This window comes from Dactylosporangium sp. NPDC049742, assembly GCF_040674675.1.
Lineage (GTDB): Bacteria > Actinomycetota > Actinomycetes > Mycobacteriales > Micromonosporaceae > Dactylosporangium > Dactylosporangium maewongense.
This window is the reverse complement of the sequence record NZ_JBFANF010000006.1, coordinates 139397-155573: the sequence shown is the minus strand read 5'-3', so window position 1 is coordinate 155573 and position 16177 is coordinate 139397. Positions and strand designations below refer to the sequence as shown.

12 protein-coding genes are annotated in these 16177 nt (G+C 72.7%); 4 read left to right on the top strand and 8 right to left on the bottom strand.

Annotated elements, in window-relative coordinates:
• Positions 1 to 269: 269 nt before the first annotated feature.
• From AB0J72_RS10955 to AB0J72_RS10940, 4 genes are all read right to left on the bottom strand, one after another.
• Positions 270 to 998, bottom strand: a complete 729-nt coding sequence (locus AB0J72_RS10955; RefSeq protein ID WP_363397409.1) for an NUDIX domain-containing protein — start codon at positions 996 to 998, stop codon at positions 270 to 272.
• A gap of 120 nt (positions 999 to 1118) precedes the next feature.
• Positions 1119 to 2054, bottom strand: a complete 936-nt coding sequence (locus AB0J72_RS10950; RefSeq protein ID WP_363397406.1) for an NUDIX domain-containing protein — start codon at positions 2052 to 2054, stop codon at positions 1119 to 1121.
• Positions 2055 to 2127: 73 nt separating this feature from the next.
• Positions 2128 to 3681, bottom strand: a complete 1554-nt coding sequence (guaA, locus tag AB0J72_RS10945) for a glutamine-hydrolyzing GMP synthase (RefSeq protein WP_363397403.1) — start codon at positions 3679 to 3681, stop codon at positions 2128 to 2130.
• Positions 3682 to 3835: 154 nt separating this feature from the next.
• Entirely contained in the window at positions 3836 to 5521 is a 1686-nt protein-coding gene (locus AB0J72_RS10940; RefSeq protein WP_363397400.1) for a GMC family oxidoreductase, read from the bottom strand.
• Positions 5522 to 5638: 117 nt separating this feature from the next.
• Between AB0J72_RS10940 and AB0J72_RS10935 the strand changes: the two genes are divergently transcribed.
• Positions 5639 to 6868, top strand: coding sequence for a hypothetical protein (locus AB0J72_RS10935; protein WP_363397397.1), 1230 nt, complete (start codon positions 5639 to 5641; stop codon positions 6866 to 6868).
• On the opposite strand, the gene AB0J72_RS10930 is transcribed toward AB0J72_RS10935, so the two are convergent.
• Positions 6846 to 8105 (bottom strand): ABC transporter substrate-binding protein, encoded by a 1260-nt coding sequence (locus AB0J72_RS10930; protein ID WP_363397394.1) that lies wholly within the window; start codon positions 8103 to 8105, stop codon positions 6846 to 6848. The two genes, AB0J72_RS10935 and AB0J72_RS10930, sit on opposite strands and share 23 nt — an antisense overlap.
• 202 nt (positions 8106 to 8307) lie before the next feature.
• Here AB0J72_RS10930 and AB0J72_RS10925 point away from each other — a divergent pair, with 202 nt between their 5' ends.
• Positions 8308 to 11511 (top strand): nitrate- and nitrite sensing domain-containing protein, encoded by a 3204-nt coding sequence (locus AB0J72_RS10925; protein WP_363397391.1) that lies wholly within the window; start codon positions 8308 to 8310, stop codon positions 11509 to 11511.
• A gap of 2 nt (positions 11512 to 11513) precedes the next feature.
• Positions 11514 to 11927 carry a roadblock/LC7 domain-containing protein gene (locus AB0J72_RS10920; RefSeq protein ID WP_344501915.1) on the top strand — a complete coding sequence of 138 codons (414 nt, stop codon included), beginning with the start codon at positions 11514 to 11516 and terminating at the stop codon, positions 11925 to 11927.
• A gap of 144 nt (positions 11928 to 12071) precedes the next feature.
• On the opposite strand, the gene AB0J72_RS10915 is transcribed toward AB0J72_RS10920, so the two are convergent.
• Positions 12072 to 13190 carry a GuaB3 family IMP dehydrogenase-related protein gene (locus AB0J72_RS10915; protein ID WP_363397389.1) on the bottom strand — a complete coding sequence of 373 codons (1119 nt, stop codon included), beginning with the start codon at positions 13188 to 13190 and terminating at the stop codon, positions 12072 to 12074.
• Positions 13191 to 13228: 38 nt separating this feature from the next.
• Positions 13229 to 14749, bottom strand: a complete 1521-nt coding sequence (guaB, locus tag AB0J72_RS10910) for an IMP dehydrogenase (protein ID WP_363397386.1) — start codon at positions 14747 to 14749, stop codon at positions 13229 to 13231.
• Positions 14750 to 14904: 155 nt separating this feature from the next.
• Here guaB and AB0J72_RS10905 point away from each other — a divergent pair, with 155 nt between their 5' ends.
• Positions 14905 to 15297, top strand: a complete 393-nt coding sequence (locus AB0J72_RS10905; RefSeq protein WP_327008183.1) for a DUF5319 domain-containing protein — start codon at positions 14905 to 14907, stop codon at positions 15295 to 15297.
• A gap of 64 nt (positions 15298 to 15361) precedes the next feature.
• On the opposite strand, the gene AB0J72_RS10900 is transcribed toward AB0J72_RS10905, so the two are convergent.
• Entirely contained in the window at positions 15362 to 16123 is a 762-nt protein-coding gene (locus AB0J72_RS10900; protein ID WP_344501790.1) for a LuxR C-terminal-related transcriptional regulator, read from the bottom strand.
• Positions 16124 to 16177: the final 54 nt, after the last annotated feature.

The following is a 16177-nucleotide window of genomic DNA, read 5'->3' as shown; positions in this document are numbered from 1 at the left end:
GCCACCGGGGCGAGGACTGTCCGTGGTGCGTCGTCGCTGCCAAGGTGCTCTCGGCACTGATCCTCCATGCAGGAACGGGGTTCCCACGGTCGCATTCCGGGGCCCTTTGCCCCACTGTGTCCGTCTTCGCGAGACTGCCTCGCGATCTACACCATCGCATATCGTGTCGCGCTTGGCGATGGCTCAGATAGGAACCAGCCTAGAAACATGCTCGTCGGGTGCTGATGCCGGACTACTCAGCGTAGTCCAAAATTCACCTGTAATTTATCTTAACGACCACGATCACTGTCCCGCCGTGGGAGTGAGGCGGCCCACTGGACCACCTCCGTGAGTGAGAGGCCGGGCAGCTCGGCGCGGTCGAACCAGGCCGCGGCCGCGGTCGATCCGCCGGCGGCCTCGGTCACTCTGGGTGCGGTCGGCGCGGGCACCAGGACGCGGTAGAGGGCCCGTACGGCGTGCCAGTTGATCGGGTAACCCTCGGGGCCGATCGCGCCCGGGTTGCGCCGGTGGGTGACCCCGAGCAGCTCGGTGATCTCCCCGTGCTGGGCGGTCTCCTCGACGAGCTCGCGCAGCAGCGCCTCGCCGGGCTGCTCGCCGGGGTCGGTACCGCCGCCCGGCAGGTGCCACTTGCCGGCGCCGGGGTAGCCGGGGGCGATCTGGGTGAGCAGCACCCGGCCGTCGGGGTCGGCGACGAAGCCGTACGCGGCGAAGCGCTGCCCGGTCGGCAGCCCGTTGGGGTCGGGCCGCTCGGTGAAGTCGCCGACGGCCGCGCCGGGGGCCGGGGCGACCTCGAAGACCACCCGGTCCTCGTGCAGGTCGGGCGTGATGACGGCGTGCACGTCGAGCACCGAGAGCACCACGACGGACAGGTCCGCCTGCTCGACGAAGTGCCGGACCATCGCGGTCGCGGGGCTCTCGCCGTGCCGGACCGGTCCGCCGACGTCGTCGGTCCCTCCGGGTCGGCGGCCGTAGACGGTGATCACCCGGGCTGCGCACATGGCGCCAAGCGTAGAACGCGCCCGCCGCGAAGCGGGCCCGGGCAGCGCTAACAAAAGCAAGCGAAGCGGGGCAAGGCAACCAAAAAGAGCAAAGCAGAGCAACGACGAGCAAAAGCAGAGCTAGCGCAGGCCCGCCCCGCGCAGCGCCTCCTCGGTGACCTCCGTCAGCTGCAGCTCGTCGAGGTCCTCGGGGTCGAACCAGCGGGCCTCGGCGGTCGAGCCGCCGACGTCGTGGATCACGGGACGGCTGGAGCGCGGCACCTGGACGCGGTAGAACGCGCGGACGCCGTGCCAGTCGATCGGGTACCCCTCGGGGCCGAGCTGGGCCGCGTCCCGGTGCGACGCCACCCCGAGCAGCTCGACGATGTGGCCCTCCTGCCCGGTCTCCTCGGCCAGCTCGCGGATGAGCGCCACGCCGGGCTGCTCGCCGAAGTCGGTCCCGCCGCCGGGGAGGTGCCAGGAGCCGCCGCCCGGGTACCCGTCGGAGATGCGGGTCAGCAGGACCCGGTTGCGCCGGTCGGTGCAGACGGCGTAGGCGGCGAAGCGCTGGGCGCGGTGCAGGCCGTCGGGGCCGGGCACGGCGTAGAAGGACGGCACCTCGGGCACGCCGTCGGGGCGCAGGTCGACCGCGGCCTCGCGCAGGCCGAGCGCGTCGGCGGTGAAGCGGCGCAGCGGCAGCTGCTCGGCCTCCTCGCGGGTGACCCAGCGGGCCAGGTCGGTGGGCTGGCCGACGCGGTCGCGCAGCGCGCCGCCGCGCACGGTGACCTCGTAGATGAGCCGGTCGGTGTGGATCGTCAGGCCACGGTCGGGCAGCGCCCGCATGTCGGCGAGGACGTCGCGCAGCCGGGCGACGGCCACGGACAGGCCCGTCTCCGCGGCGGTCTCCCGCACGACGGTGTCGACCGGCTGCTCACCGTGGTCGACGGCGCCGCCGGGCAGCGACCAGACTCCGGGCGTGCCGGCCTTCGCCGACGCCCGGACCAGTAGGAACTCGTCGGAGTCGGCAATGACGCAGTAGGCCGCGATGCGCCGCAGCGGCTGTAACGCAGGAGTCACGTCGATAAATTGTCCGGCATTTCAGGCCAGTCGCAAGAGCGACGCTCAGACCAATGGGTGAATGAAGAAACACTCACTCCCACTCGATGGTGCCCGGCGGCTTGGACGTCACGTCCACGACCACGCGGTTGACCTCGCGGACCTCGTTGGTGATCCGGGTGGAGATCTTCGCGATCAGCTCGTGCGGCAGCCGGGACCAGTCGGCGGTCATGGCGTCGTCGCTGGAGACGGGGCGCAACACGATCGGGTGACCGTAGGTGCGGCCGTCGCCCTGGACGCCGACGCTGCGGACGTCGGCGAGCAGCACGACCGGGAACTGCCAGACCGACCGGTCCAGGCCGGCGGCGGTGAGCTCCTCGCGGGCGATCAGGTCGGCGGCGCGCAGGATGGCGAGCCGCTCCTCGTCGACGGCGCCGATGATCCGGATCGACAGGCCCGGCCCGGGGAACGGGTGCCGCATGACGATCTCCTCGGGCAGGCCGAGCGCGGCGCCGATCGCGCGCACCTCGTCCTTGAAGAGCGTCCGCAGCGGCTCGACCAGCGCGAACTGCAGGTCGTCGGGGAGGCCGCCGACGTTGTGGTGCGACTTGATGTTGGCGGTGCCGGTGCCGCCGCCGGACTCGACCACGTCGGGGTAGAGGGTGCCCTGGACGAGGAACTCGACGTGCTCCTCCGCGTCCAGGTCGCGGGCGGCCTGCTCGAAGACCCGGATGAACTCCCGGCCGACGATCTTGCGCTTCTGCTCCGGGTCGGTCACGCCGGCGAGGGCACCGAGGAAGCGCGCGGAGGCGTCGACGACCTTCAGGTTGATGCCGGTGGCGGCGACGTAGTCCTTCTCGACCTGCTCGGCCTCGCCGGCGCGCAGCAGGCCGTGGTCGACGAAGACGCAGGTCAGCTGGTCGCCGACGGCCTTGTGCACGAGGGCCGCGGCGACGGCGGAGTCGACGCCGCCGGACAGCGCGCACAGCACGCGCTTGCTGCCGACGCGGGCGCGGATCGCCTCGACCTGCTCCTCGATGATGTTGTTGGACGTCCAGGTGGGCTCGATGCCGGCGACGTCGTACAGGAACCGGCGCAGCACCTCCTGGCCGTGCGGGGTGTGCGCGACCTCCGGGTGGAACTGCACGCCGGCGAGCCGCCGCGACACGTCCTCGAACGCGGCGACCGGCGCGGCCGGCGACCCCGCGGTGACCGTGAAGCCGGCCGGGGCGGTGGTGACGCAGTCGCCGTGGCTCATCCACACCGACTGGTCGTCGGGCAGGCCGCGCAGCAGCACGCCGCCGCCCCCGGCGATGCTCAGCGGGGTGCCGCCGAACTCGCGCAGCCCCGTGTGGCTCGCCTCGCCGCGCAGCGCGACCGCCATCGCCTGGAAGCCGTAGCAGATGCCGAAGACCGGCACGCCGGCGTCGAACAGGGCGGCGTCGACCTGCGGGGCGCCCTCCTCGTAGACCGAGGAGGGGCCGCCGGACAGGATGATCGCGGCGGGGCCCTTGGCGAGCATGTCCGCGACCGGCATCGAGTGCGGGACGATCTCGGAATACACGTGCGCCTCGCGCACCCTGCGGGCGATCAGCTGCGCGTATTGGGCACCGAAGTCGACGACGAGAACCGGCGGCGGCGTGGTCATGCGTCGAGCCTAGTCGGCGCCCCGGGGTGACCTGCGCCTCACTGCCGCTCTTTTCAGCCTTTGCCGCGTCGGTACCGCGGTGCCGCGCACTTCGATCACGAACGGCGCTCCCGTGGCCGTTGCGGCGTCGGTACCGCGGTGCCGCGCACTTCGGTCACGAATGGTGCTCCTGTCGCCGTCGCGGCGCCGGCACGGCGGTGACGCGCAACGCCGCCGGCGCGCCGGCCGGGACGGCGGGGTTGGCCGGCGGGACGGCCGGCACCGGGACGTAGGTCTCGCCCAGCGGCGGCCGGGGGTCCTCCTCGCCGCGGTTGGGCCACATGGACATGGCCCGCTCCGCCTGGGCGGTGATCGTCAGGGACGGGTTGACGCCCAGGTTGGCGCTGACCGCGGCGCCGTCGACCACGTGCAGGCCGGGGTGGCCGTAGACCCGGTGGTAGGCGTCCACGACGCCGTGCTCCGGCGAGTCGCCGATCGGCGCGCCGCCGAGGATGTGCGCGGTGACCGGGATGTTGAAGACCTCGGTCCAGCTGCCGCCGGGCATGCCGCCGATCTCCTCGGCCAGCAGCCGGACAGCGTGGTTGCCGGCCGGGATCCAGGCCGGGTTGGGCTCGCCGTGCCCCTGCGACGTGGTGAGCTTGCGCCGGCCGGTCCAGCCGCGGCGGAGCCGGACGTTGAGCGAGTTGTCCAGCGACTGCATGACCAGGGCGATCACCGTCTTGTGCGACCAGCGCCGCACGGAGAGCACCCGGGTGTGCCGGATCGGGTGCCGGAAGAACGCCCCGAACCAGCGCAGCGGCCGCAACGGCCCGCCGTCGGTGAGGACGGTCTGCAGCAGCCCCATGGCGTTGGAGCCGGGGCCGTACCGGACGGGCTCGATGTGCGTGTGCGCGTCGGGGTGGAACGAGCTGGTGATCGCCACGCCGTCGGTGAAGTCGACGTCCTTGCGCAGCGAGCGGGCGCCGAGGATGGACTCGGAGTTGGTGCGGGTGAGCGTGCCGACCCTCGCCGACAGCCCCGGCAGCTGCCCGTCGGCGCGCATCCGCAGCAGCAGCTCCTGGGTGCCGAGGGCGCCGGCGGCGAACACGACCTGCGCCGCGTGGAACGCCCGGCGGTCCCGCCGCCGCCCGGTCCCGCGGGTGTCGATGCGATAGCCGCCGTCCTCAGGTCGTACCGACGCCACCGTCGTCAACTGGTGGACCTCGGCGCCGAGCCGCTCAGCCAGGTGCAGATAGTTCTTCACCAGGGTGTTCTTCGCGCCGACCCGGCAGCCGGTCATGCACGAGCCACAGTGCTCGCAGCCGTGACGCAGCGGTCCGGCCCCGCCGAAGTACGGGTCGACGCCCGACTTGCCGAAATACACCCCGACGGGGGTCTGGTGGAAGGTGTCGCCGACGCCCATCCGCTCGGCGACGGCCTTGATCGCCAGGTCGGCCCGGGTCATGCGGTGGTAGACGCTGACCCCGAGCATGCGCTCGGCCTGGTCGTAGAAGGGTGCGAGCTCGGCGCGCCAGTCGGCGATGCCGCGCCACTGCGGGTCGTCGTAGAACTGCTCGAGCGGCCGGTAGAGGGTGTTGGCGTAGATCAGCGACCCGCCGCCGACGCCGGCGCCGGACAGCACCAGCACGTTGCGCAGCAGCTTGAGCCGCTGGACGCCGAAGCAGCGCAGGGCCGGTGCCCACAGGAAGCGCTTGGCGTCCCACGACGTCTTGGGGAACTCGTCGTCGGCGAAGCGCCGGCCGGCCTCCAGGACCGCGACCGAGTAGCCCTTCTCGGCCAGGCGGAGCGCGGTCACGCTGCCGCCGAAGCCCGAACCGATGACCACCACGTCATATCGCACGCCTCATGGTGACTCACCAGTAAGTTACTGGGAAGTACCCAGTTCCGTATCGGCCGGCGTCAGTCCCGCCGGAGCGCCTCCCCCAGCTACCGGGCGGGGTGCGGCACACTGAGGCGCATGGCGAGACTTCCCGGCGGGCTGGCCGCCTGGCGTGGCCGCCGGCTGCTGCGCGGGGCCGGCCCGGCGCCCATGAAGGAGCACTGGGGCCCCGACACCGCCAAGGTGACCGCCGCCCGCCACACGGTCCTGCACTCGCTCGTGACCGAGGCGGCGAAGTACGCGGACGCGACCCCACCGGTCGCGGTCACCCTCGCCGGGTCCGGCACCGTCCGGTACACCGGCGGCGTGCTGCGCGTCGGGCTGCCCCTGGTGTGGGGACTGCCCGCCGACCACCTGCGCATCGTCCTGGCGCACGAGCTGGCACTGCCGGACACCAAGCACCCCGAGCTGGTCCGCGGCCTGCTGGCGACGGCGGACGCCAAGGTGCACGCCGCGACGGGTCCGCTGCGGGTCGCGGTGGAGCAGGTCCGTGACGCGGCGGCGATCGCCGCGGGCGGTGGCGGGCTGTCCGGCGTCGAGGACGCGGCCGCGGCGCTGCTGCGGGCCGCGACGATCGAGGCGGCGTTCGCCGCGTTCGCCGCGGCCGAGGGCCGCCACCTGCTCACCCCTGGCAGTGCCGCCGAACCGGCCGCCGAACCGGTGCCGGTGCGGATCTCGGACCTGCACGCCGGCTGGCGGCTGCGCCTGTCGCGGTGGGGCGCGCCGGCGGTCGACGGCGGCGCGCTGCTCGACGAGGTGCCGCTGCGGCACCCCGGGCTCGCCGCCGAGCTGCGCGCCATCGGCGAGGTGCCCCGGCCCGGGCTGGCCGGCGACGCCGTCGACGTGGAAACCCTGACCGCCGAGGAGGAGCGCACGCTCGCCGCCGAGGTGATCGAGGGCGACGGGGAGTGGACGCGCTTCGAGCAGCTGCCGGTCGAGGTGTACGGCGCGGAGGTCGAGCGCCAGGCCCGCGAATACGTGCGGGCGGTGCGGGCCGTGCTCGGCCGCGACCCGGACGACCGTGACGAGCTCGCCGGCACGCTGCTGCGCCGGCCGGTCGACGTGGAGCGGGCCCGGCGCGGCGAGACCGCCGCCGACGACCAGCCGGCACCGCCGTGGATGGGGGTCGTGCTGCTGTCCGTGCTCGTCGAGCACACGCTGCTGCGGCAGGGCTGGCGGCGGGAGCACCCCCTGGTGGCCCGGCGCCTGGTCGCGCCCGGCGGCGAGGTGCTCGACCTGAACGAGCTGTACCAGAAGCCCGACGAGCTGCGGCGGCTGCTCGCGGCTACAGGCTCAGCGTCGGGGTAGCCGCCAGCTCGACGGGGTGGATCACCAGGTAGCCGTTGGGGGCGTGCTGCTCGACGACGCAGGCGCCGAGCTGGTTGTAGCCGGCGCCGTCGAACCGGATCCCGTTCCACGGCATGACGATCTGGGTCGCCGGCAGCGAGAACTGCTGCACCGCGTTGCGGATCGTCGGCGGGCTCAGGTCGGTGGTGACGGTGTTCATCGCCAGCGCGAGCAGCATCGTCGCGGTGAACGCGGCCGCCGCGACGTCGGTCAGCTTGGCGTGGAACGCCTGCTCGAACATGCCGCCGACGACCCTCGCGACGGGGTTGCGGCCCGCGAAGTCCCCGGACCAGCCCGTGGCCCGCAGCACCTGGTTGTTGCCCTTGACCCCGTCGAGCGCCCCGACGCCGGGGCCGAGCGCGATGACCGGCGCCTTGCCCTTGAGCCGGCCGGCGAGCTCCACCGCGGCCGCCGCGTCCTGCGCGTTGAGCACGAAGGCGAGGACGGCGTCGCCCTTCTCGACGAAGCTGCTGTCGCCGGCGCCGCCGGAGTCCAGGGCGATCTGCTGCCTGCCGCCGACCTCGTAGCCGGCGGCGAGGCTGAGGTCCTCGATCGAGGCCCGCACGTTGGCGAGCTCCTCGCCGACGGTGCCGCTGGCCTTGCCCATCGCGGTGATGATCCGCTTGAACTCGTCGCCGGTGTCGCGCTCCCGGTACAGCAGCGCCAGCGCGGTCGAGATCGCCTGCCGGTCGCTGGGCTGGATACGGAAGTGCGCCGCCCGGTTGAGGTCGGCGAACGTGTCCGCGGTGCTCAGCGCGTCGACGAGCGCGACGCCGATGGTGTCGGTCTCGCGGCCGGCGGGTGCGGCGACGTCCAGGGTGTCGGCCAGGACGAGCCCGACGGCGCCGTCGTGCACGAGCCGCGACGCCTCCTTCTCGACCTTCTCCGGCGCGCTGTCGCTGTTGCCGACGACGAGCGTGAGCTTCGTGCCGTTGCGCAGGCCGGCGCCGACGGCCAGCGGCAGGGGCAGCTTCAGGTCGGTGACGTCGTTGTTGACCAGCTCGATCGCGAGCTTCGCGCCGAGCTGCGCCTGCTGGCCGATCGCGGCGTTGGGCCCGGTCGTGGAGACCAGCAGGCCGATCGCGACCGACGCCGGCGGCTTCGGCGCGGGGTTGCCCTTGCTCGTGCAGGCGGTCAGGAGCAGCGCGGTGACCACGGCGAACGCGGCCACGGCGGGCCGGCGGCCGAGGGTGTGCACGACAGGAAGCTCCTTGGGACACGCGGCTGGTCGGACGGTGCGTATCCTTCCCGTCTGGTCGATGCGTTTCAACCCCGAAGTCGAATGCCAAGTAATGTGACCTGGACCACAATGCCGTGGTTGGACAGATGTCGCAACCCTGGTTTGATAAGGCTCGCACGCTGCTCAGGCAGCGCGATGACGCATGCGAAAGGTGTGAGGGGTGCAGACCTTCGCTTCGCCACCTTCATCGAGGGCTCCCGCCGTCGTCATGAAGGTGAACAGCCACCGGCGCCGCAGGCCAGGGGAGCCGCAGCGGCGCAGCGCGTCGCTGTTCCGGGTCCGCGACTGGCGCGTGCCGACCAAGCTCGCCGCCGTCCTCGTGCTGCCCGCCGTGGCCTTCCTCGTCATCGCCGGCGTCCAGATCAACGCTTCCGTCCAGGACGCCTCCAAGCTCGACCAGTTCGCCCAAGGGGTCAAGGTCGGCCGCCAGTTGACCAATCTGATCCACTATCTGCAGCTGGAAAGGGACCGAACGGCCGGAGTTCTCGCCAAATCGACCACCGTCCAAGCGCCGAGTGGGTCGACTTCGAGCAATCAGGAGCTGGCCGCGAACTACGCCGCCACCGACGCGGCCCTCGCCGCCTTCTCCGCCGCCGCCCGCCCGCTGCTGGCCAACCCGATCTTCAACCAGTCGCAGAACCGGGTCGCCGCCGACTTCGCCGACCTCCAGCTCGTCCGCGAGGGCGTCAAGCAGCGGTGGCTGCGCCAGGACGCGGTCTTCGACCAGTACTCCTCCACCATCCAGCACCTGTTCGGGCTCGTCCCCGACCGCCCCGACATCGGCGGCGACTCCCAGTCGGTCACCGAGGTCGCATCCCTCATGGACCTCGCCCAGGCCAAGGAGCTCAAGGACCAGCTGCGCGGGCGGATCTTCGCGGCCGCCAGCGCCGGCAAGTTCGCCCCTGACGACTTCGAGACGTTCTCCGAGATCCAGGCGCGGCAGGTGGCCGCCGCCGAGCGCTTCCGCGACTCCGCCAGCCCGCGGCACCTCGCCCTCTACGACCGCAACCTGCGCCAGACCGCCGTCGGCACGGTCGCCCGCCTCCAGCAGCAGGTCATCTCCCGCGCCCGGGGCGCCGCCGTCGGCGTGACCCCCGAGGAGTGGTGGCTCGCCAGCACCAGCGAGCTGGACTACATCCGCACCATCGAGCAGGAGCTGCTCGAGGACGCGATCGAGGGCGCCGCCAACCGCAGCGCCTCGCAGCGCACCGACGCCATCGTCGCCACCTCCGTGATCGTCCTGGTCATGCTCATCGCGCTGCTGCTGTCGTGGCTCATCGGCCGGTCGATGGCGCGCTCGCTGCGGCAGCTGCGGGCCCAGGCGCTCGACGTGGCGCAGCACCGCCTCCCCGAGGCCATCCAACGCCTGCGGACCCTCCCCCGCGGCGAGACCGTCACCGTCGACACCACCACCAGGGTCCGCTCCACCGACGAGATCGGTGAGGTCGCCGACGCGTTCACCGCCGTGCACCGCAGCGCCGTCAGCCTCGCCGTCGAGCAGGCCGTCATGCGGCGCAACGTCAACTCGATGTTCGTCAACCTGGCCCGCCGCTCGCAGACCCTGGTCGAGCGCCAGCTGCAGCTGCTCGACCAGCTGGAGTCCGCCGAGACCGACCCCGACCAGCTGGCGAACCTCTTCCGCCTGGACCACCTCGCCACCCGCATGCGCCGCAACGACGAGAACCTCCTCGTCCTCGCCGGCAGCGAGGCCACCCGGCGCTGGGCGCAGCCCGTGTCCCTCTCCGCGGTGGCGCTCGCGGCGATGGCGGAGATCGAGCAGTACGCGCGAATCCGGCACGACGTCGCCACCGACATCTTCGTCGTCGGGCACGCCGTCTCCGACATCGTCCACCTGCTCGCCGAGCTGCTCGAGAACGCGACCACGTTCTCGCCGCCCGACACCGTCGTCACCGTGTCCGGCTGGCCCTCGAAGCAGACCCGCGAGGCCACGATCGTCATCGAGGACCGCGGGCTCGGCATGACCGAGTCCGGGCTCGTCGAGGCCAACGACCGCGTGTCGGCGCCGATCGCCATCGACGTGGCCGCGTCCGAGCGGATGGGTCTCGTCGTCGTCGGCCACCTGGCCGCGCGGCACGGCGTCCAGGTCCGGCTCGACGCCTCCGACGAGGGTGTCACCGCCTACGTGACCCTGCCCGCCCGCCTTCTGGCCGCTCCGCCGGAGGGCGCCGGGCTGTACCACGGCAGCGGCAACCGCATCGCCGGCATGTCGCGGCTGCCGATCGCCGCCGAAGAGGCGCGGCCCGTGCCCGCGATGGTCTCCGCCGAGGACGCGCCGACGGCCGTGCTGCCGGCGCTGCCGGGGCGGCCGAGCGGGGCCGGCGCCGCCGGGTCGCCCGCCGAAGGGGACGTGCCGGCCGTCGCGGCGCCGCCGCTGCCGGCGGGGCCGGTCGCCCTGCCGACCTGGCCGGTCGCCGCCTCCGCCGCCGCGGGCGCGGCTTCCGCCGATGCTTCCGCCGCCGCGGGTGCCGAGCCGGTGCCGGCGTCGGTTTCGGGGGCGCCCGTGTCCGGGGTGCCCATCTCCGGCGCGCCCGTGTCCGGTGTACCGGTCTCCGGCATGCCGGTGTCCGGCATGCCGCTGCGTGCGGCGCCCGTGTCGGGGGTGCCGGTCTCGAGCATGCCAGTGTCGGGTGCGTCGGTCTCCGGCGTGCCGGCGTCGGGGATCCCGGCGTCGAGCTTCGGACTTCAGAGCCCCGGCGTGCCTGTCGCCGGGTTTCCCGCCCCGGGCGGTCCGGCCGGCCCTGTCTCCGGTGGCCCCGGGCCGCAGGTGCCGGGGCCGCGGGTGCCCGTGGCCGGCAACGGCGCTGGGCCTGGTGCTGGCCTTGTTGCGGGCGCTGGTGCGCCCGTCTCCGGGGTGCCGGGGGCCGGCGGTGGCCCGGCGGGCCCCGCCTCGGGGCCGCCCGCGCAGCGGACCGCGAACGGTGGGCCCGCCGCGGGCGCGCAGCGGCGCGGGCCGAGCCGGGCCGAGGACATCATCGGCGCGGCCGCGCGGGGCAACACCGCGCCGCCCGCCAAGGGCACCCGCTGGTGGTCGCGGGGCGGCGCGGGTGACGCGCCGGCGTCGTCGGCCCCGGCGGTCCCGGCGCAGCGGGCCCCGGTGATCGCGGGCACGAGCGCCAGCGGCCTGCCGATCCGGGTGCCGCTGGCACAGTTGCCGGGTGACACTGGGCAGGCGGAGACCAGACCTGACGTGACCCAGCCGATCCAGGTCTCGTCGCACACCGAGCCGGACCCCGCGAGCGTCAGCAGCATGCTCACCCGGTTCTACAGTGGCGTGCACCGGGCCGCGAACGAGGACGAGGTACCCACGGTGCCGATCAACGATCATCGAGGGAGCACGGCGTGACCCTGAGCCAACAAGCACGGGACCTGAGCTGGTTGATCAACGCCTTCACCGAACGGGTGCCGGGCATCGCGCACGCGGTGGTGGTGTCCTCCGACGGCCTGCTGGTCGCCGTGTCGGACCATCTGCCGCGCGACAGCGCGGACCAGCTGGCCGCCGTCACGTCGGGTCTGGTGAGCGTCACCAGCGGCGCCGCCCGCATCTTCGACGGCGACGAGGTCAAGCAGACCGTGGTCGAGATGGGCCAGGGCTTCTTCCTGGTCATGACGATCCGCGACGGCTCGATCCTGGCCGTGCTCGCCGGCCGCGAGGCGGACATCGGCGTCGTCGGGTACGAGATGGCCCGCCTGGCCAAGCAGGCCGGCGAGATGCTCACCCCGGCGCTGCGGGCCGAGCTCCAGCAGGCCCTCCCCCGCTGACTCCTTCCCCCGCTGACCCTTCCCGCGTGATCCGGAAGACCTCGTTCGGCCTCTTCCGGGTCGTGGGAGCCGGGCGCTCCCGGGGGAATGCGAAACGGCCCGGACCCCCAGGCGGGGGCCGGGCCGTCAGGCGTCGTGCGCCGGTCAGCGGTCGAGGACCAGGCCGACCTTCTGGAACTCCTTCAGGTCGCGGTAGCCGCACTTGGCCATCGCGCGCCGGAGGCCGCCGAACAGGTTGAGGACGCCGTCGGGGTCCTCGGATGGGCCGTACAGGACCTTCTCGAGGTCGCCGAGGGACTCCTCCGCAGAGCCGAACGAGCCGCGGGGCAGCTTCGGGTGGCTGGCGGCGGAGTGCCACCAGGCGCCGCCGGCCGGGGCGGACCCACTGCGCGACAGGGGCTCGCCGACCATGACCGCGTCGGCGCCGCAGCCGAGGGCCTTGGCGATGTCCCCGGACGTCTGCAGGTTGCCGTCGGCGATGATGTGGACATACCGGCCGCCGGTCTCGTCGAGGTAGTCGCGGCGGGCGTCGGCGGCGTCGGCGATGGCGGTGGCCATCGGGACGCGGATGCCGAGGACCCGGTCGGTCGTCGACCACTCGTCGGCGCCGATGCCGACGATCACGCCGGCCGCGCCGGTGCGCATGAGGTGCAGCGCGGTCTGGTAGTTGGTGCAGCCGCCGACGATGACCGGCAGGTCCAGGTCGGCGATGAACTCCTTGAGGTTCAGCGGCTCGTCGGTCGTCGACACGTGCTCGGCGGAGACGAGGGTGCCCTGGATGACCAGCAGGTCGACGCCGGCGTCGAGGATGACGGGCGCCAGGGCGAGGGTGTGCTGCGGGGACACGCGGACGGCGACCGTGACGCCGCCGTCGCGGATCTCCTTGACCCGCTCGCCGATGAGCTCGGGCTTGATGGGCTCCGCGTACACCTCCTGGAGGCGCCTGGTGGCCCGGGAGTCCTCGTCCAGCCCGGACAGCTCCTCCAGGATCTTGCTCGGGTCGCTGTAGCGGGTCCAGAGGCCCTCGACGTTGAGCACGCCGAGCCCGCCGAGGCGGCCGAGCTCGACGGCGGTCGCCGGGCTCATGATGGCGTCGGAGGGGTGCGCCACGCACGGGATCTTGAACGGGTACGCGTCGAGCTGCCAGTTGGTCGACACGTCGTCGACGTCACGGGTGCGCCGTGTCGGGACGATCGCGATGTCGTCCAGGTGGTAGCCACGCCGGGCACTCTTGCTCAGCCCGATCTCGACCACGTCACGCATTTGCCGCTCCTGCCATTGTTAAGCCCTGCTAGGGGTGTCTACCGCGAGTGGTAGTTGGGTGCCTCGACGGTCATCTGGATGTCGTGCGGGTGGCTCTCCTTGAGCCCGGCCGCGGTGATCCGGATGAGCTGGCCCCGCTCGTGCATGTCGGGGACGGTGGCGGCGCCGACGAAGCCCATGCCGGAGCGCAGCCCGCCGACGAGCTGGTGGGCGACCGCGGCGAGGGGGCCGCGGTAGGGTACCTGGCCCTCGATGCCCTCGGGGACGAGCTTGTCGTCGGACAGGACGTCGTCCTGGAAGTAACGGTCCTTGGAGTAGGACCGGGCCTGGCCGCGGGACTGCATCGCGCCGAGCGAGCCCATGCCCCGGTAGGACTTGAACTGCTTGCCGTTGATGAAGATCAGGTCGCCGGGGCTCTCCTCGCAGCCGGCGAGGAGGCTGCCGAGCATGACGGTGCTGGCGCCGGCCACGATCGCCTTGGCGATGTCGCCGGAATACTGCATGCCACCGTCGCCGATGACCGGCACGCCGAGCGGCGCGCAGGCCCGGGCGGCCTCCATGATCGCGGTGATCTGCGGCACGCCGACGCCCGCGACGACGCGGGTGGTGCAGATGGAGCCGGGGCCGACGCCCACCTTGACCGCGTCGGCGCCCGCCTCGGCGAGGGCCTTCGCGCCGGCATACGTGGCGACGTTGCCGCCGACGACGTCGACGGCGGTCTCCTTCTTCAGCCGGGCGACCATCTCGACGACCTGCCGGTTGTGCCCGTGCGCGGTGTCGACCATGACGATGTCGAGGCCGGCGTCGATGAGGGTGCGGGCCCGCTTGTAGGAGTCGTCGCCGACCCCGACGGCGGCGGCGACGCGGAGCCGGCCGGCGTCGTCCTTCGTGGCGTGCGGGAACTTCTCGCTCTTGGAGAAGTCCTTGACCGTGATCAGGCCGCGGAGCTTGCCGGAGCTGTCGACGATGGGCAGCTTCTCGACCTTGTGCTTGCGCAGCAGCGCGAGCGCCTCGTCCTTGCTGACCCCGACGGGAGCCGTGTAGAGCGGGGCGACGGTCATGATCTCGCGGACGGGCGTGGCCGGGTCGGAGACGAAGCGCATGTCCCGGTTGGTGACGATGCCGACGAGCTGGCCGGCGCCGTCGACGACCGGGACGCCGGAGATCCGGTACCGCCCGCAGAGCTTGTCGACCTCACCGAGGGTGTCGTCGGGCGAGCAGGTCACCGGGTTGGTGACCATCCCGGCCTCGGACCGCTTCACCAGGTCGACCTGCTGTGCCTGGTCGTCGATCGACAGGTTGCGGTGCAGCGTGCCGATGCCGCCCTGGCGCGCCATGGCGATCGCCATCCGGGCCTCGGTCACCGTGTCCATCGCGCTGGAGACCAGCGGGATGCGCAGGGTGATGTTGCGGGTGACGTGGCTCGACGTGTCGACGGCGCTCGGCACGACGTCGGACTCGCCCGGCAGCAGCAGCACGTCGTCGAACGTCAGGCCCAAAGGCAGCTCGGAGCTGCCGGAAGGGCGTGACAGCACGTCAGGTCGCGGCGAGAAATCCATGAAGCGCATCCCAGCTCTCGGTCTCCGGCGGGTGCGTCTCATCGTACTTCCGCCCCGACGGCGCACCCCCTCCGCCATAGCCGGACGTGCCCTGGCTTACTACCGCTCCGCACACCGAGCCCCACACATGCCGGTATTAGGGCTACCGTTGAGGCGTGCACGAAGAGCCCATCGACCCGTTCGCCGGTGACCCGGCCGATCCTTCGGCCGAGCTCGACGACAGCGGTGCCGACGACCCGTTGACCGCCGCCGAGCGCCAGGACGTTCTCGAGGACCTTGCCGACCTCGAGATCTACCAGGCGCTGCTCACGGCGATCGGTGTCCGTGGGCTCGTCATCGAGTGTGAGGACTGCCACGAGCCGCATTACTTCGACTGGGACCTGCTGCGGGGAAACCTGAAGCACCTGCTCACGTCGGGCCGGCCACGGGTGCACGAGCCCGCTTTCGACCCGGACCCGGACCATTACGTCACATGGGAGTACGCGCGGGGTTACGCTGACGGAGTCCATGACGCACTCGCGAGTGCCACGGACGACAACGAAGGCTGAGTCCGCGGGCACCTTCGTTTAGGTTTGCCGCGCGCGGGGTACCGACGCGGCATGGCACGCGACGCTAGCTCACCAACCCGGCACGGAAGGCCGCCGCTACGGCGTGTGCCCGGTCGCGTGCACCCAGTTTCCGGAACAGCCGGCGAGCGTGCGTCTTGACCGTGTCCTCGGAGACGAAGAGCTCCCGGCCGATCTCGGCGTTGCTCTTGCCGTCCGCCATGCCGCGCAGCACCTGCAGCTCGCGCTCGGTGAGCTCGACGCGCCGCCGCGGCGGCTCGCCGGGCATGTCGCCGCGCTGCTGCGGCACGCCGGCGCCCACGATCCGCGCGTTGGGCACCCCGACCGCCGTCCTCGCCGCCCCGGGCAGCCCCCGGCCCGCCGGAAGCATCCCGCCGGGCGTCTGGGCCGGCGTGCCGACCCGCGCGGGCAGGACCGGCTCGCCGTTGCTGCCGCGGCCGACCTGGCTCAGCACCAGCAGCACCGCCTTCGCGAGCGTCGTGACCGGGTCCGCCGTGTCGACCCGGATGACCGCCCTGGCGCCGGCCGCGATCGCCGCCGCCGCCGCGCGGGGCTCCTCCGTGCCGAAGAAGACCACCGTCGAGCCCGGCGACACCGCCAGGACGCGGCGGGAGAACTCCGCGCTGTCGGGCCGGGCGAGGGTCGGGTCGGCCAGCACCAGGTCCGCGGGCTGCTCACTCAGGCGGGCCAAAGCCTCGACCATCGTGACGGCGGTCCGCACCGCGTGTGCCACTCCGAGCCTGGCCGCGGCTGCGGCGACCGTCTGTGCCGCGACCTGTGTTCGCACACACACCAAAATCGTACGCACCGTCGTGCTCCTCTCTCTCAAAGAGAGAAACACGAAATGGCGAGATCTAGACGT

Excerpts from the sequence above, each read along its gene's own strand:
- AB0J72_RS10955 (WP_363397409.1), bottom strand. The coding sequence starts at position 998 with ATGTGCGCAGCCCGGGTGATCACCGTCTACGGCCGCCGACCCGGAGGG.
- guaA (WP_363397403.1), bottom strand. The coding sequence starts at position 3,681 with ATGACCACGCCGCCGCCGGTTCTCGTCGTCGACTTCGGTGCCCAATAC.
- AB0J72_RS10935 (WP_363397397.1), top strand. The coding sequence starts at position 5,639 with ATGGCGAGACTTCCCGGCGGGCTGGCCGCCTGGCGTGGCCGCCGGCTG.
- AB0J72_RS10915 (WP_363397389.1), bottom strand. The coding sequence starts at position 13,190 with ATGCGTGACGTGGTCGAGATCGGGCTGAGCAAGAGTGCCCGGCGTGGC.
- guaB (WP_363397386.1), bottom strand. The coding sequence starts at position 14,749 with ATGGATTTCTCGCCGCGACCTGACGTGCTGTCACGCCCTTCCGGCAGC.